Here is a 21,924-nt window from a genome sequence, read left to right on the forward strand (position 1 = left end):
GACAAAACGGTTAGACCACCAGATTGAAGACCTGATGGACAGAACAGCAATTAATATGCTTTCTCGTTTTTGAGGACAATCTGGCGCGGATCTCATCGTAGAGCTGGGACTAATGAAGGTCTCAATAGACTCTGAATACATTAGCGCAAACCAACTCCTGTTATCTTGCTTTATTATTTGCAATAACGGGGCGTACCATACATTTTGTCCAAAACCTTCCTAGAATCACTCAATCTCTGAGTGATTACCAAGGGACTTTGTCGTACAAAACCTAAATCGAAGAGATAAACAATCAGGTGTGAATGCGGCTATGACCTTCGACAGCAAGGCGAGGTTTTACAGGGTGAAACTCTTCGAGCGGGAGATAGGGATATCGAACTGGCCTTTTAACAGGGAGGTTATTGGCTGTCGTAGAGGCTATAGGGATTGAGCTTGCAACGATATCCCTATCTTAATGCCAGTTCAGCATCCATGCTTCTCGTTCGTTAGCTTGAAGCTATGCTTCACTCACCGTGTCATAGAAGTATTTACACATAAGGGGCGTTCATTCACATCAGTGTGATCACGACATTCGTATATCCATATACAGCATATTCTGCAAGCAATAGATATCAACGAAGCTATGCCTATCTGGCAATAACCAAATACGAATTTAGCTAAATGAACCCAAGCTAAAAAGATATTTGAAACTTGCTATTAGGCAAGTCAGCAAGTTTCTGTCCAAAAATGAGATAGCTACTAAAAGAACCTAAATCGAAGAGATAAATAATAAGGTGTAGATGCGGGTGAGGGCGTTGGTGGCATGGATGCCACCGTCGAGCTTACAGGGATTGTACTTGCAGCGTCCCTCAGAAGTATCTGCACATCAGCCTGCTGCAAGCAATAAACACCAATTTAGCTATGGTATTAGTTAAATCACACAAGTACCAAACCAGCCCAATGAACCCAATCAAAAAAGATATTTGAAACTTGTTATCTGACAAGTAATAGCCTTATTAGTCAAAAAACAAAAAGCCACCCTAAAAAGGGTGGCTTAACTATTTCACACTGTACAGTATGCTGAGCTACTCGCTAACTCATGCGCTTGTACTTAAGGCGATGTGGCTCAACCACATCCGTCCCCATGGTTTCTTTTAACCACGTTGAGTACTCGGTGTAGTTACCTTCGTAGAAGTTCACTTTACCTTCATCGCGATAATCAAGGATATGAGTGGCGATTCTATCGAGGAACCAACGGTCGTGAGAGATGACCATGGCACAACCTGGGAACTCAAGTAGTGCTTCTTCCAATGCGCGCAAAGTTTCAACGTCTAAGTCGTTGGTTGGCTCATCGAGTAACAGTACGTTACCGCCCGCTTGTAGCAGCTTAGCTAAGTGGACTCGGTTACGCTCACCACCCGATAGAGTGCCAATGATCTTTTGCTGATCGCCACCGCGAAAGTTAAATCGCCCCACATAGGCACGGCTCGGCACTTCGGTGTTGTTGATACGCATGATATCAAGTCCGCCAGAGATCTCCTGCCAAACCGTATTCTTGTCGTTCATCGAATCACGGAACTGTTCAACTGAAGCAATCTGTACAGATTCACCGAGTTCTACGGTGCCGCTGTCAGGTTGCTCTGCGCCTGAGATCATCTTAAATAGGGTCGATTTACCCGCGCCGTTTGCGCCGATAATGCCGACAATCGCGCCTTTAGGCACATTGAAACTTAGGTTATCAATCAGGACGCGATCACCATAAGACTTAGTCAGATTGTTGATTTCGATAACCTTATCACCCAGACGTGGTCCTGGTGGAATAAAGAGCTCGTTAGTTTCATTACGCTTTTGGTAATCGTTAGTGTTAAGTTCTTCAAAACGCGCCATACGTGCTTTGCCTTTAGACTGACGTCCTTTAGCACCTTGACGTACCCACTCAAGTTCTTTTTGAATGGTCTTTTGACGTGCGCTTTGAGTGGCCGATTCTTGGGTCAAACGAGCATCTTTCTGCTCAAGCCAAGAGGAGTAGTTACCTTCCCACGGAATACCTTCACCACGGTCGAGTTCTAAGATCCAGCCAGCGGCATTATCCAAGAAATATCTATCGTGGGTAATGGCCACAACAGTGCCAGCGTAATCTTGTAAGAAGCGCTCAAGCCAAGCGACAGACTCTGCATCTAAATGGTTGGTCGGCTCATCGAGTAACAGCATGTCCGGCTTTTCGAGTAGCAGGCGGCAGATGGCCACACGACGACGCTCACCACCGGAGAGTACTGCAATCTTTTCATCCCAGTCAGGGAGGCGCAGTGCATTGGCGGCGCGCTCTAAGATGTTATCTAAATTATGCGCATCTTGGGACTGAATAATGGCTTCGAGTTGACCCTGCTCTTTGGCAAGGGCGTCGAAATCCGCATCAGGTTCAGCATACAGTGCATAAACTTCATCTAAACGAGTCAGTGCGTTTTTAGCTATCGATACTGCTTCCTCAACGGCTTCACGAACCGTTTGATTTTCATCGAGTTTAGGCTCTTGAGGCAAGTAACCTATTTTGAGATCTTGCATTGGGCGAGCTTCGCCCTCAATGTCAGTATCAATACCGGCCATAATGCGAAGCAGGGTAGATTTACCTGAACCGTTCAGGCCTAGAACACCAATTTTTGCACCGGGGAAAAAGCTTAAGGAGATATCTTTAAGGATCTGCTTCTTAGGCGGAACAATCTTGCCAACCCTAAGCATGCTGTATACAAACTGAGCCATGATTTTCATCTTCTGTGACATACAATGGCAATGATTCTACTTGATTAAAACGGGAAGCTAAACAGGGTTAAGCGGCTTTATATTAGATATCTCATCTAACGATGAGAAGTGCTCAATGGAAACTGCAAGGAATTTCATGTTCCAAGTACTGTGATTGTGATCCATGGCTGCATGTAGATTATCTATGTGTGATTAACGGTCAAAATGAAAAAGAGTGTTTTCTATAATGACTATCAAAGTAATGGCTTAATGGGATTTTCGAGACAAAACAGGTAGAAATGTTGATGGATATCTCATCTCATCTAACGATGAGAAGTGCTCAATGGAAACTGCAAGGAATTTCATGTTCCAAGTACTGTGATTGTGATCCATGGCTGCATGTAGATTATCTATGTGTGATTAACGGTCAAAATGAAAAAGAGTGTTTTCTATAATGACTATCAAAGTAATGGCTTAATGGGATTTTCGAGACAAAACAGGTAGAAATGTTGATGGATATCTCATCTCATCTAACGATGAGAAGTGCTCAATGGAAACTGCAAGGAATTTCATGTTCCAAGTACTGTGATTGTGATCCATGGCTGCATGTAGATTATCTATGTGTGATTAACGGTCAAAATGAAAAAGAGTGTTTTCTATAATGACTATCAAAGTAATGGCTTAATGGGATTTTCGAGACAAAACAGGTAGAAATGTTGATGGATATCTCATCTCATCTAACGATGAGAAGTGCTCAATGGAAACTGCAAGGAATTTCATGTTCCAAGTACTGTAATTGTGATCAAATGCGCTGTAGAATACCGCGCAACCCTACTATAAGAATTTACAGCTGGAGTAAGAAATGCTGAAAAAAGATATGAATATCGCGGACTTTGATCCACAACTGTTTCAAGCGATTCAAGATGAAACTCGTCGTCAAGAAGAGCATATCGAACTTATTGCTTCAGAAAATTACGCCAGTCCACGTGTTCTGGAAGCTCAAGGTTCTCAGTTAACGAATAAGTACGCCGAAGGTTACCCTGGTAAGCGTTACTATGGTGGTTGTGAACATGTTGATATTGTTGAGGAATTAGCTATTTCTCGTGCTAAAGAATTGTTTGGTGCAACTTACGCAAACGTGCAACCTCACTCAGGTTCACAGGCTAACGCTGCTGTATTTATGGCACTGCTTAATGGTGGCGATACAGTACTGGGCATGAGCTTGGCCCACGGTGGTCACTTGACTCACGGCTCTCACGTAAGCTTCTCTGGCAAGTTATATAATGCAGTTCAATATGGTATTGACGAAACGACGGGTAAGATTGATTACGCCGAAGTTGAACGTCTTGCAGTTGAGCATAAGCCAAAGATGATCATCGCAGGTTTCAGCGCTTACTCTGGTATTATTGATTGGGGCAAGTTCCGTGAAATTGCTGACAAAGTTGGTGCTTATTTGTTTGTCGATATGGCTCACGTAGCAGGGCTAGTCGCTGCGGGCATCTACCCGAATCCACTCCCACATGCGCACGTTGTAACAACAACGACCCATAAGACATTAGCCGGCCCTCGTGGTGGACTTATTCTGTCTGCAATCGATGATGAAGCTATCTACAAGAAGCTTAACTCAGCGGTATTCCCAGGTGGCCAAGGTGGTCCTTTGATGCACGTTATCGCCGCTAAAGCGGTGGCATTTAAAGAAGCACTAGAGCCTGAGTTTACAACGTACCAAGAGCAAGTGGTTGTTAATGCTCAGGCGATGGCTAACACCTTTATTGAACGTGGTTATGATGTGGTATCAGGTGGTACTGATAACCATCTATTCCTGCTTGACTTGATCGCTAAAGATATCACAGGTAAAGATGCCGATGCGGCGCTAGGTCTTGCTAACATTACGGTAAACAAGAACTCAGTACCAAACGATCCACGCTCACCATTTGTGACCTCAGGTCTTCGAATTGGCTCGCCAGCGATTACTCGTCGTGGCTTTAAAGAAGAGCAGTCAGTCGAGTTAACTCACTGGATGTGTGATGTGTTAGATGACATTACTAATGAAGGTACAATTGAACGTGTTAAGAAGCAGGTTCTTGAATTGTGCGCTAAGTTCCCTGTTTACGGTTAACCTTAAGGGTTAAATCAGGTAAACTTCGATGGCCGCTTTTTAGCGGTCATTTTTGTATCTGACGATTGTGATCAAGTAAATGTCGACTCTAAATTAGAGTCGAGACTCTAATTAATTATTTTTATTATATTTTCCTGCTGGAGGCTCAATGCATTGTCCATTTTGCAGCGCAACTGATACTAAGGTAATCGATTCCCGTTTAGTGGCTGATGGCCATCAAGTCAGGCGTCGTCGAGAGTGCGTCGAGTGTCATGAACGATTTACTACCTTTGAAGGCGCCGAGTTAGTCATGCCTCGGGTAGTCAAGCAAGACGGTAGCCGTCAGCCTTTCGATGAAGAAAAATTACGCGGTGGCATGCTTAGAGCGGTCGAAAAACGTCCAGTTTCTATGGAGCAAATTGAGTTGGCTCTGACCAAAATTAAGTCAACGCTTCGTGGGACAGGTGAACGAGAGGTTAAATCAGAAATGATAGGTAATCTGATGATGGATCAGTTAATCAATCTTGATAAGGTAGCCTATATACGTTTTGCCTCTGTGTATCGTGCATTTGAAGATGTTTCTGAGTTTGGCGATGCCATCGCTAACCTACAAAAATAAATGAATCTATTGAACGTGTGTGAATCATCTCAAGGTTGAGAGCTTTATGTGGTCTATAGAAGATATTGAAATGATGAGTCGTGCTATTAAGCTGGCACGCAAAGGGTCATACACCACTCGCCCAAACCCGTGTGTGGGGTGCGTGATAACCAAAGATGGTCAATTAATCGGTGAAGGCTTTCACATTAAAGCGGGAGGTCCTCACGCTGAGGTGCATGCTCTGGCGATGGCCAATCGTGATACTGAATTAGGTGCAAAAGGTGGCACCGCCTATGTCACGTTGGAGCCTTGTAGCCATTATGGCCGCACACCGCCGTGTGCCGAAGCGTTAATTAGAAATCAAGTGGCGCGAGTCGTTGTCGCCGTCGAAGATCCTAACCCACAAGTATCAGGACGGGGGATTGCCATGCTCAGAGAGGCTGGCATTCAAGTCGATGTTGGCTTGCTTAAAGATGAAGCCCGACGGATCAACCCAGGTTTTATGAAGCGAATGGAGACAGGTTTACCTTGGGTAACGGTTAAATTAGCCTCGAGTCTTGATGGTAAAACGGCGCTATCAAATGGTGTCTCTAAATGGATAACGGGTCCAGAAGCTCGCCGTGATGTACAGAGATTACGTGCACGACATTGTGCGTTAGTTACAGGCGTTGAAACCGTATTAGCCGATAACCCATCACTGAATGTTCGTTATAGTGAGCTGGGTTATGTGGCAGATAAACTTAGCGCAACAGAGTTGCACCAGCCCTTGCGAGTCGTACTCGATAGTCGTGCTCGTTTGACTACCGACTTAACCTTGTTTGCTGTTGATAGTCCGCTCCTCTTGGTCTCCTGTGTGGATTATCCTGATTCTGAACAAGCTAAGTGGCCCGCTTATGTCAGCCAGACTACATTGTCTTCTGATGAGTCTGGACGGGTGAGTTTAAGGGCGCTTTTTGAATTTCTTGGTAAGCGTTGTAACTCAGTGCTTATCGAAGCGGGTGCCACCTTAGCGGGCAGCGTTATCGCACAAGGCCATGGTGATGAGTTGGTGCTCTACCAGGCGATGAAAATTTTAGGCTCCAGTGGCCGTAACCTAATCACACTTCCAGATTATGATGTTATGTCAGACGCGCCGAAGATTAAGCTCATAGACGAACGTAAAGTTGGGGCTGATACCCGCTTAACATTAGATATAAGGTCATAAAGTCATGTTTACTGGGATCATTGAATCAGTAGGTTTATTGCGTAAAATTGAACGGCGTGGTGATGATATTCGTCTTACTGTTGCCAGTGGAAAGTTAGATCTGAGTGATGTACGCCTTGGTGACAGTATTGCCACTAACGGTGTGTGTCTGACGGTTGTTGAGTGCATGAGTGATGGTTACGTTGCCGATATCTCTGCCGAAACCGTTAACTTAACCGGTTTTGCTCATTATCAGGTTGGCCGTAAGGTTAATTTAGAAAAAGCAGTAACGCCGACGACTCGCTTAGGTGGGCACATGGTCAGTGGTCATGTCGATGGCGTAGCCAGTATCGATGACAGGCAATACCGGGGGAAGGCGATTGAGTTTTGGCTTACTGCCCCAGCCAGTCTGGCGCGTTACATTGCTCATAAAGGATCAATCACCATCGACGGTGTCAGTTTAACGGTTAATGAAGTAAAAAATAACCGTTTCAGATTGACTATAGTGCCTCACACCGCAGGGGAAACGACGTTAGTTGATCTTAAGGCGGGGGACTCGGTGAATATTGAAGTTGACCTTATTGCACGGCATCTTGAACGCTTAATTAGTTATGCCAGTGATAAGGTTGAGGTTCCTGCGTCGAATGTGACCATGGATCTGTTAGCTCGCTCAGGTTTTTTACGTTAGAGACTGGTAAACACCAGCAATAACAGATTAACTATTTGTATTAGAATTCCTTTAGAACTAAAACATTAAGGCCTTACAATGTCGTTACACAGTATAGAAGAGATCATCGAAGATATTCGCCTCGGTAAAATGGTTATCTTGATGGACGATGAAGATAGAGAAAACGAAGGTGATCTGATCATGGCAGCCGATATGGTTACCGCTGAGTCGGTGAACTTTATGGCTAAGTTTGGTCGTGGTTTAATCTGCCAAACGCTAACAAAAGCACGCTGTCAGCAGTTAAACTTGCCATTAATGGTGACTGACAATAATGCGCAGTTCTCGACAAACTTTACGGTTTCTATCGAAGCAGCGACAGGAGTGACAACGGGGATTTCGGCCCAAGATCGTGCTGTTACTATCCTTGCTGCAGTAGGCAAAGATGCTAAGCCTACCGATATTGTCCAACCTGGCCATATTTTTCCGTTAATGGCGAAAGAAGGTGGCGTACTTATTCGTGCTGGTCACACCGAAGCCGGTTGTGATTTAGCTCGTCTAGCAGGTTTTGAAGCTTCATCCGTTATTGTTGAAATTCTTAATGATGACGGCACCATGGCCCGCCGTCCTGATCTTGAGATTTTTGCTCAAGAGCACGGTCTTAAGATGGGAACGATTGCAGATCTGATCGAATATCGTAATACCAAAGAGACCAATGTTGTTTGTGAAGCTCAATGTAAGCTGCCAACTCGTTTTGGCGAGTTTGATATGTTGACCTTTAGAGATACTATCGATAACCAACTACACTACGTGTTGGTTAAAGGTGAAGTTAAAGAGGATGTACTGGTTCGTGTGCATCTACAAAATACCTTTAATGACTTATTGCACTCAGAGCGTGATCAGCAGCGTAGCTGGCCACTCGAGAAGGCGATGAAGCGCATTGCCAATGAAGGTGGCGTGCTAGTGTTACTCGGAAATCAAGAGCATAACAGTGACATTTTGGCCAAAGTTAAAGCCTTTGAACTTGAAGATAAAGGGCAAGCTGTAGCCTCGCTTCAATGGAATGGAACTTCTAGCTTAGTGGGTGTGGGTTCTCAAATTTTAGCGAGCGTTGGCGTGACTAAAATGCGCTTGTTGAGTTCTCCAAAGCGTTATCATTCGCTATCAGGTTTCGGCCTCGAAGTGACAGAATACATTTCTGAATAGAATTTATAAATTTATAAATAATTGCATGGGGAACAGGGGGCAGGCTGTGCTATCATACCGCCTCTTCCGTGTCCATGCCGGTAAAATCAGCTAATTTAGGTAAGATAAATGAACGTAGTTCAAGGTAATATCGAGTCGAAAAATGCAAAGGTTGCTATCGTGGTATCACGCTTCAATAGCTTTCTTGTTGAAAGTTTGCTTGAAGGTGCGGTCGACACTCTGAAACGCTTTGGTCAAGTCGCTGATGATAACATCACAGTGGTACGAGTACCTGGAGCGGTAGAATTACCATTGGCTGCACGTCGTGTTGCTGCGAGTGGTAAATTTGATGGCATAATTGCATTAGGTGCAGTTATCCGTGGCGGTACGCCACACTTTGATTTTGTTGCAGGTGAATGTAATAAGGGGTTAGCTCAGGTCGCGCTTGAGTTTGATATTCCTGTTTCATTTGGCGTTTTGACTACCGATACTATAGAGCAAGCCATTGAGCGCTCAGGTACTAAAGCGGGTAACAAGGGCGGCGAAGCTGCACTTGGTCTGCTTGAAATGGTCAACGTGCTGCAAGAACTAGAACAGCAGTTGCAAGATTAGGAATAAAGATGAAGCCTTCTGAGCGCCGTAAGGCCCGCCGTTTAGCCGTTCAAGCCATTTACTCTTGGCAGTTAAGTGGAAATAACATTGCTGATGTTGAGCATGAGTTTCTGACTGAACAAAAGATTGAGGGTATCGATGTTGCTTATTTCCGTGAACTATTGACGGGAACAGCGACAAAACAGGCTCAAATTGACGAGCTACTTACCCCTCATATTGAGCGTCCTTTTAATGAGGTTTCTCCTATTGAGAAAGCTGTGTTAAGACTGGCGACTTATGAGCTTACATTCCGTAAAGATGTACCTTATAAAGTGGCCATTAACGAAGCAATTGAATTAGCGAAAACGTTCGGTGCTGAAGATGGTCATAAGTTCGTAAACGGTATTCTCGACAAAATTGTAGGTCGTAAGTAATACAACAAACGGCATCTTATACCAATCAGTATAAGAAGGTGACCTACTCAGAGTGTTTTTTGGCAAACTAATTCAAGGCGGATGGATGATGGAATGGTTATTCCCTTGTAAGTTCATTCAACGTAGAAATAGGCAGCCAAAAACACTCCTTGCAGGCGAGTTTTAGCGCATCCGATGCTGTGTTAACGAGTTTAAACGTAGAATAACTATGTTCTTCACTCGTTGCCTTGCCTCAAAAGCGCTACACTCTCGCTGAGCGGTCACATCTTTATATTGATTGGTATTAGGATGTCGTTTTTTATCTTTCAGTCTCATAAATCAAACTTCTTAGACTTTAAAGATAACAGCGTTATTTTTCGTTATATTAGCCAGATTAAGCGTATGTTTGCTCATTTCACCTAGCTAACGAGTATTTATTTCTGTGAAAGAATTTCAATTAATCGAAAAGTTTTTTACCAAACAAACCTTGTCACGTCGTGATGTAGAGCTAGGCATTGGTGATGATTGTGCCTTAGTGATTCCTGCGGTTAATAAATCAATTGCAATCTCCTGTGATACCTTAGTTGAGAATGTCCATTTCTATCCCGATATTCCCCCTAAAGCTTTAGGTTACAAGTCACTCGCTGTTAATCTTTCTGATCTTGCTTCTATGGGGGCTGAGCCCGCTTGGATGACGCTGGCACTGACCCTACCAGATGTGGATGAGGCGTGGCTGACAAGTTACAGTGCTGGTCTGTTTGAAGCCGCCGAGTACTATAATATCGCCCTTGTTGGTGGTGATACGACCCGCGGGCCAAGGTCAATAACCATTACTGTCAATGGTCAGGTACCGACAGGTACAGCACTGACACGAAATGGTGCTAGAAATGGCGATTGGATTTATGTGACTGGCACATTGGGTGACTCTGCCTTAGGGTTAGATGTGATCCGTGGCAGTAAAAATGTGGCAATTAAGGATAAGGATTATCTGGTTAATCGTCATTATTATCCGACTCCTAGGCTACTGGCTGGACAAGCTCTGCGTAACCTTGCTTCTAGTGCTATCGACCTGTCTGATGGTCTGTTGAGTGATATTCAACATGTACTGAAACTGTCAGGCATGAGTGCGGTCATTGATGTTGATCTCTTGCCATTATCGGATGCATTAAAGCGCTCAGTTAACGATGAGGAAGCATTGAGTTATGCGCTGACTGGAGGTGAAGATTACGAGTTACTCTTCAGTGTTCCTGAAGCTCAAAAAGGGGCGCTGGAAATAGCGTTAGCGAACACAGGGGTTTCATTTTCTCAAATAGGGCAGATATGCACCGGTGATAAATTGAGATTGATCCGCAATGGTCACGCTTATATTCCCACTAATATTGGATTTGAACATTTTTCCTGATGAACATTTTTTCTAAAGATAAAGCGCTGGCTCGCTTATCCCTCGCTAATCCTATCCATTTCTTAGCCCTAGGTTTTGGCTCTGGCAAGATAGCGAAAGCGCCTGGTACCTTTGGTACGCTTGCGGCTATCCCTGTCTATATCATGATGACGCCTTTAAGTCTTCAATGGTATTTGGGCTTGACATTATTAAGCGTGGTTGTGGGTTTTTATATCTGTGGCAAGGCCGCTAAAGATATGGGTGTGCATGATCATGGTGCGATTGTTTGGGATGAACTGGCGGGTTTACTGATCACCATGATAGCCGCGCCTGCTGGTTGGATTTGGGTGGTAGTGGGTTTTGTACTGTTTCGATTTTTTGATATCTTAAAACCGTGGCCGATCCGCTGGCTTGACGCTAAAGTGAAAGGGGGATTTGGCATCATGATTGATGATGTTCTCGCGGGCCTTTTTGCGTTAGCCTGTTTGCAGGCTTTAGCTTACTTCTTTGCTTAATGGCTACACTAGCAACCGCTAAACTCCTCTCTTTGGGCCCTAAATGGGCCCAAGTCATATAATACGCTATTCTCCAGCTTTATAACTCCCTCATTGTTACAGTCTATATTGCAAACCCCTCTGTTTTATTTCTGTTCAACTTTCTGTTTATATAGATTAATTCATCCAAATCTTAATTCATGCTTTGCATTGCCCGTTTCATTTGTTCACTTTCTTTACAGTTATGTTAAAATTGTTTTCAACGGTCAATTCAACTGCTTTTCTGTTGCTTTGTGGTTTAATACTCTGTTTTATGGAGGGTGATGAATTTTAGACGCTTACTTTGATAGGTTTTAAAAATTACTTTGTATGTTTATCCGGCTGTGGCATTAACAAAATATAGCGAGTTAGTCTCTACTTTTCCGGATTTTTCCTGGTGAATTTCGATAGTCTTAGGGCTGTATTTTGAAGTGACTTGGATATATGGTTTGCGTTTCATACCGTGAGGTATAAAAAACAGACGACTATTTTCATGCAAACAGTCCGCATCTGTGTGTCACAGAATGTGAAAATAACAATAAATTAGAATGGTTATATGATGTATTACGACAGAGACAATGTACATTTTTACTCCCGATTTTTGATACGTTTGGCTTGGACTGTGGAAGTTATTGCAGTTTTTATCGGTTTTACAATTTCAATTTTGATGGCTGTTTCAGCGTTTAAATCAATATCAAATTTTGAAAATACAGATGTGATTGATAGCACTTCATCTATTGTTGTTGCGGGATTACCTTTTCTGCTAGTGGCTGTGGTTGAGCTGTGTAAGATCCCGTTAGTGTTTACCTTTATGAACGTGAGAAGTGTGCTTTGGCGCTCTATTTTTCTCTTCTTTGTATTCTTCCTCAGCTTAATCACATTTGAAACTATGCTGAATGGTTTTGAGCGAAATTTCTCTAATCTCAGTCGAGCAATAGACAATAGAAAAAATGAGATTGTGAATGTAGACACTCAAATTGAGCTTATAGAGAAACGTAGAGATCATGTGCAGAAGTTTACTGAGGAGGAGTTAAATGAAGAGTTAAATGTTCAGACTGAACTTCTTGATTTACAACTTTCACAGAATTTATCGCAAGTTGAAAAGGTCAAAAATAAGCAGTTAACCTCAATTGAACACGGCTTTGAGGCCGGGATCAGAAAAGATATCGATCGTTTGATGGGGATTCGAGATGGTTACTATCGTGATTGGAGTCATGAAAAAAGTGTTATTGAAGACAGATTTACTGCAACTATTGTCGGCAATGTTACCGGTAGTAAAGATGAGCGTACGCGTTTGCTCGCTGAATTGAATGCATTAAAAGCTGAGATGAAAACTGCACTAAATGATTCCAATTTTTTTACTGAAACAGGAGTTGATAAAAAATACCGTGCACTTATCAGTGAGAAAGAGCGTCAGCTTGGTACCATTACCACCGGCTATTTAGGCGGCAACGCACTAGAGAAACAATCTCTGATGGAAAATCAATTGCGTCAACAGATAGAGTTTGTAAACACTAAATACCAACGTAGGGTGAATGATGTTAATGAACGTATTGACGCTAAAAAAAGGGAAATAGTTGATCGTTATTCTAAAAATGCTCGTGTAAGGAATGCCATTATTAATCGTGCTAACACTGACAAGAACAATTTCTTCAGTATTAATGAACAAGCGACAGCGGAAGTGGCAGAGTATGAAGAGATAAAGCGCACCGAACTGGAGGACATTTCTCAACGTGTGTTTAAATATGATGAGCAGATCTTTGAGTTGCGTAATGAACAGCGTTTGCTCAACACACAAATAAATCACCTTATTAATCAAAATCAAGTGTATCGTCTGGCCATGTATGCTTATGGTAAAAATGATGCGAGTGAAGTCGATCGCCATATGGTAGGGGTTGTTGCTTTGTTTTGGTTTGGTTCATTAGCGCTGATTGCGGCTGTGACCGGTGTGATGTTGGCGTTAGCAAGTTTTTATCTCAGACGGTTTGCAGTTGAAATGGATGAGAAGCAGAAGCAACAACCACAACTGTTTGAGACTCCTGAAGATAGCTAGTTGTTTGCGGCAGTATTAAAACCATGTCAACGGTTCAAATGAGAGCCAAAGGGATTTTACCTTTTGGCTCTTTTCTATATCTGTTACTTTTTTATCTGCTTCTTTTTGCCAGGTTGATGGCGACATCTTCAATCATATCTTCTTGACCTCCCACTGTTTTCATTTGCCCCAGTTTTAATAGGATTGCTTCGGAGCGAACACCGTACTTTTTAGCGGCTCTTTTGGCATGAAGTAAAAAGGAGGAGTAAACACCAGCATAACCCAGTACCAGTGAATCTCGGTCGACTCTGATCGGTTGCTCCATCATGGGGACGACTATCTCTTCGGCGACGGTCATGAGTTTAAAGATGTCAACGCCAGTGCTAGCGCCCATACGCGTGGCAACGGCATTGAACACCTCAAGTGGTGTATTGCCAGCCCCAGCTCCTAATCCTGCGGCAGACCCATCGATACGGTCTGCTCCTGCTTCTACTGCAGTAAGCGAGTTCGCGACCCCTAGGGCCAGATTATGGTGGCCATGAAAGCCGATTTGAGTTTCTGGTTTTAATCCTTGTCTCAGTGCTGTAATACGCTCAAATACATCATCTTGTAGCATATAGCCAGCGGAATCTGTGCAATAGATACAGTTTGCACCGTAACTCTCCATAAGCTTTGCTTGTGCTAATAATGCCTTAGGTTCGAGCATATGGGCCATCATCAGAAAACCTACCGTGTCTAAATCCAGCTTGCGAGAAAGGGAGATATGCTGTTCTGTTACATCGGCTTCAGTGCATTGGGCAGCGACACGTATCGTGCTGACCCCAAGTTCGTGTGCCATGTGCAAGTGATCGACGGTACCGATACCGGGCAGGAGCAGTGCAGAGATCTTAGCGTGCTTCATTAAAGGTATCACGGTGGAGAGATACTCTTCATCACTGTGGGCTGCGAAACCGTAATTGACAGAGTTACCGCCTAAGCCATCACCATGGGTGACTTCGATTAACGGCACGCCAGCATCATCCAGTGCAGTGGCAAGTAGAGCCATTTCAGTTAGGCTTATCTGGTGACGTTTTGCATGCATACCATCACGTAAACACATATCGTGTAGGATGATATTTTTGTTACTTATATTCATGATATATCCTCAGTATTTGATATTTGTTTAGGAGTGACTAAGAGCAGTATCCGTCGGTTTTACCGTCAACTTTTCGGCAAGCATCTCGCCAGTACGCAAGGCGGCTGAGGTCATAATATCCAGATTGCCAGCATATTCCGGCAAGTAATCTCCTAGGCCTGCCACCTCTAAAAACACCGATACGCGGTTTCCGTCAAATACGGGGCCGTTCTTTAATTTATAACCCGGTACATATTGTTGTACCTGCGCAACCATGGCTAAAACCGAAGCAGTGATCGCTTCTTGGTCAGGCTTATCCTGAGTGAGGCAATGTACAGTGTCGCGCATCATCAGGGGCGGCTCAGCGGGGTTCATCACAATAATGGCTTTACCTTGGGTGGCGCCGCCTATCTTCTCAATGGCGTCAGCTGTCGTGCGGGTGAATTCATCAATATTTTTGCGAGTTCCAGGGCCGGCTGACTTTGATGCTATGGTCGCGACTATTTCACCATAATCGACTTTTTGCACGCGACTAATGGCTGCAATGATTGGGATGGTTGCTTGGCCACCACAGGTCACCATGTTCAAATTATTTGTCCCTGACAGACCCGCACTTTGGGTCATTAAGCTCTCTAGATTAACGGAAGGGACACAGTATGGACCAATGGCAGCAGGGGTCAGGTCGATAACTTTGACGCCCTTGCTCTGGAGTTTGCGATTGTTTTCGCCATGTACATAAGCAGAAGTTGCATCAAAAGCAATCTGGATATTATCGGCCTCTATGTGGTTTAGCAGTTCATCAATACCTAAGTGTGTGGTCTTTAATCCGAAGTCTTTTGCGCGCTTAAGGCCATCGGAGTGTTCATCGATACCCACCATCCATATTGGGTTAAGGGTGTTGCTTCTCAGGGCTTTTATCATTAAATCTGTGCCGATATTGCCAGATCCAATGAGGGCGATATTGATTTTGTTATTGACCATTTTATGATTTCTCATCTTGTTGAAACAAAGTGAATTTAGTCAGCTCTTGGCTACATTAGGTTAAATAAAACGGTAACTCGCACTGCCAATTCCCTCTATCTCAACACTCATGTCATCACCTTGCTGACAGGGGATCATCGCAGCAAGCGAACCAGATAAGATGATGTCGCCAGCGTTAAGGCTTATTCCGTAATCACCTAAGGTATTGGCCAGCCAAGCGACACAGTTTAAAGGAGAGCCCAGTGCGGCCGAACCTTGACCTCTAGCGACCACTACGCCGCTGTTTTTTATCACCATCTGGCAATTTTCAAAATCAACATTCTGGGGAGATACACGCTCATGGCCCAGCACAAACATGCCGCAAGAGGCGTTGTCGGCAACGGTATCTTCTATTTTTATCTGCCAATCTTTGACCCGCGAATCGACAATCTCGAAACAGGCCGCCACACTCTGTGTGGCGTTTATTACATCCTGTGGTGTGACATTAGGTCCTTGCAGATCATCTTTTAAGATAAAGGCTATCTCACCTTCTGACTTGGCTTGGATAAGTGGGCTGGCGAAGGGGATTTCACTGCCAGACTCAAACATCATAACGTCAGTAAGGAAACCAAAATCAGGCTGATGTACCCCAAGCATCTCTTGCACTACTTTACTGGTAAGGCCTATTTTCTTACCTATTACCCGTTCACCGTCATTTAACCTGTGCTGTAAAAAATGTTGTGATATCTGGTAAGCATCTTCGAGACTCAGTGGTGATTTTCGCTCAGTGAGGGGAGGCAACATCTGTTGATTGCGTAATGCGTTATATAATTCTAATCCTAGCTGCTCTAATTCTGCTGGCTTCATCAAATCTTTCCTTTAATGGAGATTAAGCTAATAAACTTATGCTTGATAAACCCACTTTACTTGATTATGTTCTATAACAATAATTGAATAATATTCTTAAAATAATTCATTTTTTGAATGAATAGTATATCGATTACGTGATGGTTTAGTTGTCGGTTCATGGGGCAAACCTTAGCTTAGAATAATAGATAGCGAGTGAATTATGGATATCACTAAGACTCAACTTAATATCAATCATCTGAAAATGATATGCACCATCGCTAAGTCAGAGACGGTGAAGGAAGCGGCTGAGTCTCTGTTTATCACACAGCCAGCGCTTACTAATCGAATTCGTGAAGCTGAGCGTCGTTTAAATACCAGTTTATTTGTTCGGCGAGGTCGTAAGTTAATCATCTCCAACGCGGGCAAACGATTGCTGCATTCGGCGACGATAATTTTGAAGGAGTTAGGACGAGCTGAATATGATATTGCACGTTTATCTGACGGGGTCGAGCAGGTATTGCGTATTGGTTTACCCCATTATGCTTCCTTTAAATGGCTTCCTGCTGTGACCAGCTATTTTGCCCAAGAGTTACCCAATATTGAACTGGAGATCACAGCGACTGCGGCAACGAGGCCACTAAATGCCTTATTTAATGGTGATGTGGATATTGCAATGATCTCGAGCTCTCAACAAAAGTTGTTATTGGATGAAAACCTCTATGAGTCCAGTTTTTTGCTGCAGGATGAGTTGATGGCTTGTTTGTCTAAAGAGCATAAAAAAGCCAATAGTCGATATTTAGTGGCGGAAGATTTCTGTGATGAAACCTATATCACTAATTCGACCATTCCAGAGAAGGACAGGGAGTATGAACTCTTCTTTCAACCGGAAAATGTTCTCCCGAGAAAAGTGCTACAAGTGGGGTTTAATGAGGCAATTCTTGAACTGACTAAAGTTAATCTTGGGGTGACGATTATGTCTAAACACCTGGTCACGCCTTACTTAGAAAACGGCATGATTAAAACCGTACCCTTAGGAGAGGAAGGGTTAAAGATCTATTGGCATCTGGTATATCTTAAACAAAGCAAGATAGCCAAACCAGCCAAGGTATTGACGACTATTTTAAAACAGTATTCAAATAAGAGCTAAAAGATTTGAGGTTTGGAAACCAATAAAAAGGACAGAAACTGTCCTTTTTATTTTAGTTTGTAGAAATAACGAGGCTATTGTTTCGTGATACAGTGATTAAAGATGCGTTCTGCGGTGGCAAAATCTTCTATCGTATCAATTTCGGTCCATTTCAATCCTGTGATATCTAACACATTGAATATCACGTTCTTAGCAATTAGACGCTCATAACCAGCTTCATAATATTGTTGATGATTGGTTTTGTCTTTCATCATCTCTTTTAATTCTGCGAATAATAGCTGTGCTGTTTCATTGCTAATTTTTTCGATGCCAATGGACTCGCCCACGGCATCGTTAGGGTTAACTTCCTTACTTGCTTTAATAACGTGGCCGTTTTCATCAACAATGACTTTAATCTCTTCAGCTTCAAGGTTGATGTTTTTATCGACACATAAGCAAGTTGTGTACTCAGAGTCAATCAGGTTTTTAAGAATTTCAATATCGAAGACCACATCCGCATCGAATTTAATAAAGGCTGAACTTTTAACGAATTCTTCCGTAAGCATCAAAGAGTAGCCAGTATTTGTATTAGCGTAATGTTCATTGGTAATAAAGTGCACATTTAGGTCGGGGAAGTTTTGGCCCACGAAATCTTTAATGTGATTTTCCAGATAACCGAGAACAAAAACAATCTCATTAATCCCGCATGCTTGAATGTGTGAGACCATCATTTCTAAGATTGTTTTATCACCAATTTTCAACAGACTCTTCGGGCAGTTATCTGTTAAAGGACGGATCCTTGAACCAACGCCCGCGGCTAAGATAATGGCTTTAATATTGTTTGTCTTTTTCATTTTGTTACTGTAAACCTTGTTTTGTCACATGCGCTGATGTCAGTACATATGTATATAAAAATGCTCTTTGGGTATGTAAGTTAAAAGAGATCATTTACTTGCCGATGGTCATAGCTTGTTTTCTATCTAATTTAACGCCTCGCTGCCAAGCACGAAGAAGACCATAAAACACTTGGCTAAGCGCAAAAACCCACAACATAGGGGTTAACATATTTAAGATCAAAGCCAGTGATAGCATAAAAATAAACACACCTTCATCGAAAGAGAATATTTTTTTCTGCTCTTTTAAAAACCATCTTATGTTTGCCATCAAACCGAATTCGATACCCGCAGTGTCAGCTATTACTTCCTTTGGCGTGTCGTCTTGAGTTGAGTCTTTTGTCTGCGATGCTTCTAAGTAAATAGTGACATACTTTGAATAGCCGCGTAGCGAGTAAAAGGCAATACCGAAAAGAGCCAAGAAGACAGGGATCACACTGCCTGACTGCTGAAATGCTGCGTAGGCGATGGCACTAAACCAGATGAAAACTTGAATTTGGTCCGTGAGCTTGTCGTAGTAGGAACCTGAAACGGATGACGTTTTACGATAGCGAGCCATCTGACCATCCATGCAATCAAACACATGGCTTAAATGGATCAGAATTGCCGCGATGATGAAATTCTGAACGCCGCCAAGCAGGATAAATACCGCGGCTATAATGGCGGTGATAAATGATATTACCGTAATTTTATTAGGGGTGAACCATTTGATATCCACCACAAAATAATTGAGCACTATGGCCAGTGGCGAGGTCACAAAAGATGACCACCATTCATCGTTTTTGGTTTTGGTTGCCCACAATTTTGCTAGTTTCAGGTTCATAATGCCATCTCAGCTATGTAAGGTTCATTGGATGCTGTGCTATCGGCCTTCATCATCTGTCTAACCTGCAGCTCCCTGGCTTCGGTAGCTGGAAAGTTAATCAAAATCTCTTTTAGGCAATTCAAGAAGTATTGAATATCGAGAATGGATATTTCTCCTATGTTTCCCACCTGAAACACCTTGCCCTTGAAGCAGCCTTTACCTTCATAAATGATGATGGCCTTTTCACGTAATTTTTGACGTAAGACACTGACATTGGCGTTCACAGGCACATTAACGGTGGTAAGAATAGAGCACATATCTTGCTGCTTAATTAAAAACTCGAGACCTATATTAAGCAGGCCCTGTCGCAGCATATTGGCTTTCTCTTTCATGTTTGAGTAGTGCTGGTCGACACCCAGTTCAATTATGTTTGCTAAGGCTTGCTCCAATGCATAAAAAAGATGAACAGCAGGCGTATTGGGAGTTTGGTAGCATGTGCTAATAAACTCATAGAATTTATACAGGTTGAGGTACATGGTTTTCGCAGGAATATCTTTTAGCTTCTCGAACTCAGCGGTTTTGCCCACCACGAAAGAGAGTCCGGCATAAGAACCGATTGCCTTCGAGCTCGAGCTTGATATGAAAGCAATGTTACATTTTTCCATCTCGATGATCTCGGCCCCAGCACTGCTGACACAATCAACCACAAAGGTAGCTCCGTGTTTTTTGGTCAATGCCCCAATGTCTTCTAAAGAGTTTAGCAAACCCGCACAGGTCTCGTGATGAACCATAGCCACCACATCGATAGAATGCTGTGTAAGGTAAGCATCTATGCGGTTAAGATCGAAATGCTCACCCCAGGGGAACTCTATCAAGTGAGTGTTTTCGTTGTGAATTTTAGAAATTTGATGCAGTCTGCCACCAAACTCACCGTTAGATAGAATAAGAATATGTTTATTGCCCACCACCGAAGATAGAATTGATTCATTAGCGGCGGTGCCTGAGCCCGTAATGACGACAGCACGATAATTACTCGGTTTTTCAATTTTTAAAACCTGCAGTAATTTTTGTTCAATGCTATTCAGTAAATGCTCGAATTCAACTTCACGGTGACAGATATCTTCTTTACTGATAGCGACTCTTAAATTTGGAGCGACATTGACGGGGCCGGGCGTGAATAACAAATCTTTTTTCATCTAGTGTGTGTCATCCTATTGTTGCTTAGGTTATCTATTCTTTGGAATGTACAAAAGCTCCCGAGCCGTTTCTGGTCGGTGGGATTCAGCGACGAGAACAAGCAAGCAGGGAGCGGCGGCATGCTCGATGGTTAAAAAGTATTAACCGTCGAGCATGGTATCTGTTTCGTATTGAAGACAGTTTAGTAATGAAAACAATGCTGTTTTGCAGGATATATTTTCGATAAAGGCTTATAAAGCTGAGGTCTCTAACCAGTCTGAGTGAGGTATTGGCCAGTTCAGGTTGTGGAGGTCGATCATCATGGGTATGTTATAAAATGACAATTTAAGCTAATTCTGCGTCAGAAAACGAGCAGAGTCTTATTTTTTTGGATATTACTCCCGAAAAGCGGGTCAAGCAAGTTATATTACTACTTTTGTGATCCATTCAGAGTGTGATCCATTTAAGAAAGAAAATTCTCGGTGGTTCTCTAAAAATGCTTAGCCGCTCTTGGAGGTGAACTAGGTCGTTACATGTGAGGAGAGGGGAGTGACTAGAGGGTTGTAGCTTAGAGCATCATAGAAGCGCAGAATATGATAAACTTCTGCGCTACACCTTTGTTAAACTAAGACTTTATAGATCTAAACGTTCTTAACTGAAGATGAATCCGTACAGATATCCTGCGGTAATGGCCATGCCGATAATGACAATCAAGAAGGCGATAATTAGCTTATTCTTAAACAGAGATTTAAGTAAAATAACTTCTGTTAGACTCGCACCTGCACTGCCAATGATCAGTGCCATGACTGCGCCCAATCCCATCCCTTTTGCGGCTAGCGCTGCGCTAAGTGGGATCACTGCTTCGGCGCGAATATACAGAGGGATACCTATGATTGCAGCTATTGGCACTGCAAATGGGTTACTGTCGCTGGCCACTCTGGCAACAAATTTTGTCGGCATAAAGCCATAGATCATCGAACCAACAGCGATACCGCCAATCAGGTAGGGCAGCACTTTCTTAAAGTCTTTCCAAGTCGTATCCCAAATACGCTGCCACTTGCTGACAGGCTCCGCTTTAGTACCGCATGTGCTACTGCAGCAAGCAGACTTTGGATCTTCATAAGCCTCGGCCTTGATATATTTTTCAAAACCTAACTTCTCTAGGCTATAACCAGCGAGTACCGACACGCCCATGGCTACAATGAAATAAAAGAGAGTCACTTTCAGCCCGAAGGTGACAACAAACAGACCTATGATAATAGGGTTAAGTAAGGGACTGGCGAACAGAAATACCATCATGGTACCAAATCCAGCTTTGGCCCTGAGTAAGCCCTTTAAAAATGGGATTGTTGAGCAAGAGCAGAAGGGGGTGATGGCCCCAAGAAAACCTGCGACAAGGTACCCCTTACCATTTTTTGAACTCAATATATTTTGGATCATGCTTGGTGGAATATACTCTTGCAGCACGCCGACTAGATAGCTGATAACTAAGAAGAGTATGGTGAGTTCTACCGCAAGAAACATAAACATATGCAATGTTTCTTGAATCATATTTATAGTGTTTGGTGTAAACATATAAGGTGCTTCCTTAGGGCATCTCGCCTCTTA

At 43.1% G+C, this 21,924-nt stretch carries 19 protein-coding genes; 11 read left to right on the plus strand and 8 right to left on the minus strand.

The annotated features are described in order from the left end of the window. Positions 1–1,071 precede the first annotated feature (1,071 nt). Entirely contained in the window at positions 1,072–2,736 is a 1,665-nt protein-coding gene (ettA, locus tag HWQ47_RS08185) for an energy-dependent translational throttle protein EttA (protein WP_269970664.1), read from the minus strand. Between the two features lie 841 nt (positions 2,737–3,577). Here ettA and glyA point away from each other — a divergent pair. From glyA to HWQ47_RS08235, 10 genes are all read left to right on the plus strand, one after another. After that, positions 3,578–4,834 carry a serine hydroxymethyltransferase gene (glyA, locus tag HWQ47_RS08190; RefSeq protein WP_269970665.1) on the plus strand — a complete coding sequence of 419 codons (1,257 nt, stop codon included), beginning with the start codon at positions 3,578–3,580 and terminating at the stop codon, positions 4,832–4,834. A gap of 148 nt (positions 4,835–4,982) precedes the next feature. After that, a complete protein-coding gene (gene nrdR, locus HWQ47_RS08195) occupies positions 4,983–5,432 on the plus strand; it encodes a transcriptional regulator NrdR (RefSeq protein WP_269970666.1) in 450 nt (149 codons plus the stop codon). 46 nt (positions 5,433–5,478) lie between these two features. Further along, positions 5,479–6,615, plus strand: a complete 1,137-nt coding sequence (ribD, locus tag HWQ47_RS08200) for a bifunctional diaminohydroxyphosphoribosylaminopyrimidine deaminase/5-amino-6-(5-phosphoribosylamino)uracil reductase RibD (protein ID WP_269970667.1) — start codon at positions 5,479–5,481, stop codon at positions 6,613–6,615. A 4-nt stretch (positions 6,616–6,619) separates the two neighbouring features. Further along, positions 6,620–7,282, plus strand: coding sequence for a riboflavin synthase (locus tag HWQ47_RS08205; RefSeq protein ID WP_269970668.1), 663 nt, complete (start codon positions 6,620–6,622; stop codon positions 7,280–7,282). 78 nt (positions 7,283–7,360) lie between these two features. Beyond that, the gene (ribBA, locus tag HWQ47_RS08210) at positions 7,361–8,464 is read left to right on the plus strand and encodes a bifunctional 3,4-dihydroxy-2-butanone-4-phosphate synthase/GTP cyclohydrolase II (RefSeq protein ID WP_269970669.1); all 1,104 of its coding nucleotides are present in this window, start codon (positions 7,361–7,363) and stop codon (positions 8,462–8,464) included. A 108-nt stretch (positions 8,465–8,572) separates the two neighbouring features. Continuing rightward, complete coding sequence (ribH, locus tag HWQ47_RS08215) at positions 8,573–9,055, plus strand: 6,7-dimethyl-8-ribityllumazine synthase (protein ID WP_269970670.1); 483 nt, start codon at positions 8,573–8,575, stop codon at positions 9,053–9,055. Between the two features lie 8 nt (positions 9,056–9,063). Further along, positions 9,064–9,468, plus strand: coding sequence for a transcription antitermination factor NusB (gene nusB, locus HWQ47_RS08220; RefSeq protein WP_269970671.1), 405 nt, complete (start codon positions 9,064–9,066; stop codon positions 9,466–9,468). A 421-nt stretch (positions 9,469–9,889) separates the two neighbouring features. Then, positions 9,890–10,849 (plus strand): thiamine-phosphate kinase, encoded by a 960-nt coding sequence (gene thiL, locus HWQ47_RS08225; RefSeq protein ID WP_269970672.1) that lies wholly within the window; start codon positions 9,890–9,892, stop codon positions 10,847–10,849. Next, positions 10,849–11,343 carry a phosphatidylglycerophosphatase A family protein gene (locus HWQ47_RS08230; RefSeq protein WP_269970673.1) on the plus strand — a complete coding sequence of 165 codons (495 nt, stop codon included), beginning with the start codon at positions 10,849–10,851 and terminating at the stop codon, positions 11,341–11,343. Before thiL ends, HWQ47_RS08230 begins: the two co-directional genes overlap by 1 nt. A gap of 640 nt (positions 11,344–11,983) precedes the next feature. Beyond that, entirely contained in the window at positions 11,984–13,414 is a 1,431-nt protein-coding gene (locus HWQ47_RS08235; protein WP_269970674.1) for a hypothetical protein, read from the plus strand. 91 nt (positions 13,415–13,505) lie between these two features. On the opposite strand, the gene dmpG is transcribed toward HWQ47_RS08235, so the two are convergent. Genes dmpG through HWQ47_RS08250 form a run of 3 tightly spaced genes read right to left on the minus strand, consistent with a single transcriptional unit; the run spans position 13,506 to position 16,334 of the window. Then, a complete protein-coding gene (gene dmpG / locus HWQ47_RS08240) occupies positions 13,506–14,528 on the minus strand; it encodes a 4-hydroxy-2-oxovalerate aldolase (protein ID WP_269970675.1) in 1,023 nt (340 codons plus the stop codon). A gap of 27 nt (positions 14,529–14,555) precedes the next feature. After that, on the minus strand, positions 14,556–15,488 hold the full coding sequence (locus HWQ47_RS08245) for an acetaldehyde dehydrogenase (acetylating) (protein WP_269970676.1): 933 nt from the start codon (positions 15,486–15,488) through the stop codon (positions 14,556–14,558). Between the two features lie 60 nt (positions 15,489–15,548). Continuing rightward, positions 15,549–16,334: a fumarylacetoacetate hydrolase family protein gene (locus HWQ47_RS08250; protein ID WP_269970677.1), complete on the minus strand. Its 786-nt coding sequence runs from the start codon at positions 16,332–16,334 to the stop codon at positions 15,549–15,551. A gap of 202 nt (positions 16,335–16,536) precedes the next feature. Here HWQ47_RS08250 and HWQ47_RS08255 point away from each other — a divergent pair, with 202 nt between their 5' ends. After that, positions 16,537–17,463, plus strand: a complete 927-nt coding sequence (locus HWQ47_RS08255; RefSeq protein ID WP_269970678.1) for a LysR family transcriptional regulator — start codon at positions 16,537–16,539, stop codon at positions 17,461–17,463. A 74-nt stretch (positions 17,464–17,537) separates the two neighbouring features. On the opposite strand, the gene HWQ47_RS08260 is transcribed toward HWQ47_RS08255, so the two are convergent. The 4 genes from HWQ47_RS08260 to HWQ47_RS08275 form a co-directional block, all read right to left on the minus strand. Then, positions 17,538–18,296 (minus strand): phosphocholine cytidylyltransferase family protein, encoded by a 759-nt coding sequence (locus HWQ47_RS08260; RefSeq protein WP_269970679.1) that lies wholly within the window; start codon positions 18,294–18,296, stop codon positions 17,538–17,540. A 94-nt stretch (positions 18,297–18,390) separates the two neighbouring features. Beyond that, on the minus strand, positions 18,391–19,158 hold the full coding sequence (locus HWQ47_RS08265) for a CDP-alcohol phosphatidyltransferase family protein (protein WP_269970680.1): 768 nt from the start codon (positions 19,156–19,158) through the stop codon (positions 18,391–18,393). Beyond that, positions 19,155–20,336, minus strand: a complete 1,182-nt coding sequence (locus HWQ47_RS08270) for a pyridoxal-phosphate-dependent aminotransferase family protein (RefSeq protein WP_269970681.1) — start codon at positions 20,334–20,336, stop codon at positions 19,155–19,157. The genes HWQ47_RS08265 and HWQ47_RS08270 overlap by 4 nt, the downstream gene beginning before the upstream one ends. 631 nt (positions 20,337–20,967) lie before the next feature. Continuing rightward, entirely contained in the window at positions 20,968–21,891 is a 924-nt protein-coding gene (locus tag HWQ47_RS08275) for a permease (protein WP_269970682.1), read from the minus strand. Positions 21,892–21,924 lie beyond the last annotated feature (33 nt).

This window comes from Shewanella sp. MTB7, assembly GCF_027571385.1.
Classification (GTDB): Bacteria; Pseudomonadota; Gammaproteobacteria; order Enterobacterales; family Shewanellaceae; genus Shewanella.

What these genes read in the sequence shown, in the direction of transcription:
- dmpG (WP_269970675.1), bottom strand. Translation starts at nt 14,528, where the DNA reads ATGAATATAAGTAACAAAAATATCATCCTACACGATATGTGTTTACGT.
- HWQ47_RS08230 (WP_269970673.1), top strand. Translation starts at nt 10,849, where the DNA reads ATGAACATTTTTTCTAAAGATAAAGCGCTGGCTCGCTTATCCCTCGCT.
- ettA (WP_269970664.1), bottom strand. Translation starts at nt 2,736, where the DNA reads ATGGCTCAGTTTGTATACAGCATGCTTAGGGTTGGCAAGATTGTTCCG.
- ribBA (WP_269970669.1), top strand. Translation starts at nt 7,361, where the DNA reads ATGTCGTTACACAGTATAGAAGAGATCATCGAAGATATTCGCCTCGGT.
- HWQ47_RS08270 (WP_269970681.1), bottom strand. Translation starts at nt 20,336, where the DNA reads ATGAAAAAAGATTTGTTATTCACGCCCGGCCCCGTCAATGTCGCTCCA.
- HWQ47_RS08245 (WP_269970676.1), bottom strand. Translation starts at nt 15,488, where the DNA reads ATGGTCAATAACAAAATCAATATCGCCCTCATTGGATCTGGCAATATC.
- glyA (WP_269970665.1), top strand. Translation starts at nt 3,578, where the DNA reads ATGCTGAAAAAAGATATGAATATCGCGGACTTTGATCCACAACTGTTT.
- ribH (WP_269970670.1), top strand. Translation starts at nt 8,573, where the DNA reads ATGAACGTAGTTCAAGGTAATATCGAGTCGAAAAATGCAAAGGTTGCT.
- HWQ47_RS08255 (WP_269970678.1), top strand. Translation starts at nt 16,537, where the DNA reads ATGGATATCACTAAGACTCAACTTAATATCAATCATCTGAAAATGATA.
- HWQ47_RS08265 (WP_269970680.1), bottom strand. Translation starts at nt 19,158, where the DNA reads ATGAACCTGAAACTAGCAAAATTGTGGGCAACCAAAACCAAAAACGAT.
- nrdR (WP_269970666.1), top strand. Translation starts at nt 4,983, where the DNA reads ATGCATTGTCCATTTTGCAGCGCAACTGATACTAAGGTAATCGATTCC.
- HWQ47_RS08275 (WP_269970682.1), bottom strand. Translation starts at nt 21,891, where the DNA reads ATGTTTACACCAAACACTATAAATATGATTCAAGAAACATTGCATATG.
- ribD (WP_269970667.1), top strand. Translation starts at nt 5,479, where the DNA reads ATGTGGTCTATAGAAGATATTGAAATGATGAGTCGTGCTATTAAGCTG.
- HWQ47_RS08205 (WP_269970668.1), top strand. Translation starts at nt 6,620, where the DNA reads ATGTTTACTGGGATCATTGAATCAGTAGGTTTATTGCGTAAAATTGAA.
- HWQ47_RS08260 (WP_269970679.1), bottom strand. Translation starts at nt 18,296, where the DNA reads ATGAAAAAGACAAACAATATTAAAGCCATTATCTTAGCCGCGGGCGTT.
- nusB (WP_269970671.1), top strand. Translation starts at nt 9,064, where the DNA reads ATGAAGCCTTCTGAGCGCCGTAAGGCCCGCCGTTTAGCCGTTCAAGCC.
- HWQ47_RS08250 (WP_269970677.1), bottom strand. Translation starts at nt 16,334, where the DNA reads ATGAAGCCAGCAGAATTAGAGCAGCTAGGATTAGAATTATATAACGCA.